A 1278-nucleotide genomic window follows, 5' to 3' on the forward strand; every position below is an offset into this window, starting at 1 on the left:
AAGAACCAAAGTGGTGAGCGCGAAGCTGATTTTATCAATGTTGTCATCTGGCGTCAGCAGGCAGAAAATCTTGCTAATTGGGCCAAAAAAGGCGCTCTAATCGGAATTACTGGTCGCATTCAGACTCGTAACTACGACAATCAGCAAGGCCAGCGTGTCTATGTCACAGAAGTCGTTGCAGACAACTTCCAGCTTCTGGAAAGTCGTGCAAGCCGTGAAGGGCAGCCTTCAGCTGGCTTTGGTGGCGGTGGCTTTGGCGGCGGCGGAGCTAGCGGCAGGTGGTAGCTTATGCTTTAAAATTTAGCGTCAAATTTTATGACTTACTAAATTACGCTTTTTTCTTTGTAAATTTGATTTAAAACCGCGAGTCGGTAGTTAAATTTGACCCGAGACGCCGTCAAATTTGCAGGCTTTTTTGGACGCCATAGATAAGGTATAAAGATGAAACGCATTTTAACTAATATTTTATATACCGTTATTGCGCTGGTTTTGGGGCTTTTGTTGTTAGTTCCCTCTGATGAGACGCAAGGGCCTCAAAAAAACTCCGAGCAGTCGCATTCTGTTACGTTAATGGATAAAACAGACGGCCAGGTAGATGCCCCCGGTGCGGTCGCCAAAGAGGAAAACGTATCGCAAAAAATCGCCGAACAGCTAAATTTTCCCGCTTTAACGGGCAGAGTCGTAGATCAGGTGGGCATACTTAGTCCCGCCGTCAAAGAGGAGCTAGAAAGCGCGCTAGCCGACCACGAAAACAACACGACCAATCAGGTCGTAGTAGTTACCATAAAAAATCTGGGCGGAGTGAATATTAGTGAATATTCTTTAAAGCTGGGCAGATACTGGGGCATCGGACAAAAAGATAAAAATAACGGCGTGTTGCTAGTGGTAGCTCCAAACGATAGGCGGGTGCGTATCGAGGTCGGATACGGCTTAGAGGGCACGATAACGGATGCTTTCTGCGAAGTCATCATCGATAACTACATAGTTCCGGAGTTTAAAAAAGACGATATGTAAGGCGGCATAAAGATAGGCGCGCAAAAGATCCTTGCACTACTTGAGGGCGACGAGAACGTCAGAAAAGATATAGAAAAATTAAGCGAATTTCCGATAGAAGGCTACGTGATGTTATTTAGCGCGCTGCTGATATTTGCTCGAAATATGTTCGGCATAATCGGTCAAGCGTGCGCCATCATCGGGGTTAGCGCCTTTGTGGGCGGCGCTATCTCGCTTTGGATAGCGCCAAAATTAGGCATTGAGGATTTCGCCGCCAGAGGCGGG

The 1278-nt window shown here is 46.8% G+C and carries 1 protein-coding gene and 1 pseudogene; both read left to right on the plus strand.

The window, feature by feature from the left end:
- Positions 1-222, plus strand: a pseudogene (ssb, locus tag Q0200_RS04950) (single-stranded DNA-binding protein); the annotation flags it as partial.
- Positions 223-441: 219 nt separating this feature from the next.
- The gene (locus Q0200_RS04955) at positions 442-1014 is read left to right on the plus strand and encodes a TPM domain-containing protein (RefSeq protein ID WP_297938486.1); all 573 of its coding nucleotides are present in this window, start codon (positions 442-444) and stop codon (positions 1012-1014) included.
- Positions 1015-1278: the final 264 nt, after the last annotated feature.

It is taken from the genome of uncultured Campylobacter sp., from assembly GCF_938045225.1.
In the GTDB taxonomy this organism is placed as follows: domain Bacteria; phylum Campylobacterota; class Campylobacteria; order Campylobacterales; family Campylobacteraceae; genus Campylobacter_A.

Bases quoted from the DNA above. Each gene is read 5' to 3' on its own strand.
- Q0200_RS04955 (WP_297938486.1), top strand. From the start codon at position 442: ATGAAACGCATTTTAACTAATATTTTATATACCGTTATTGCGCTGGTT.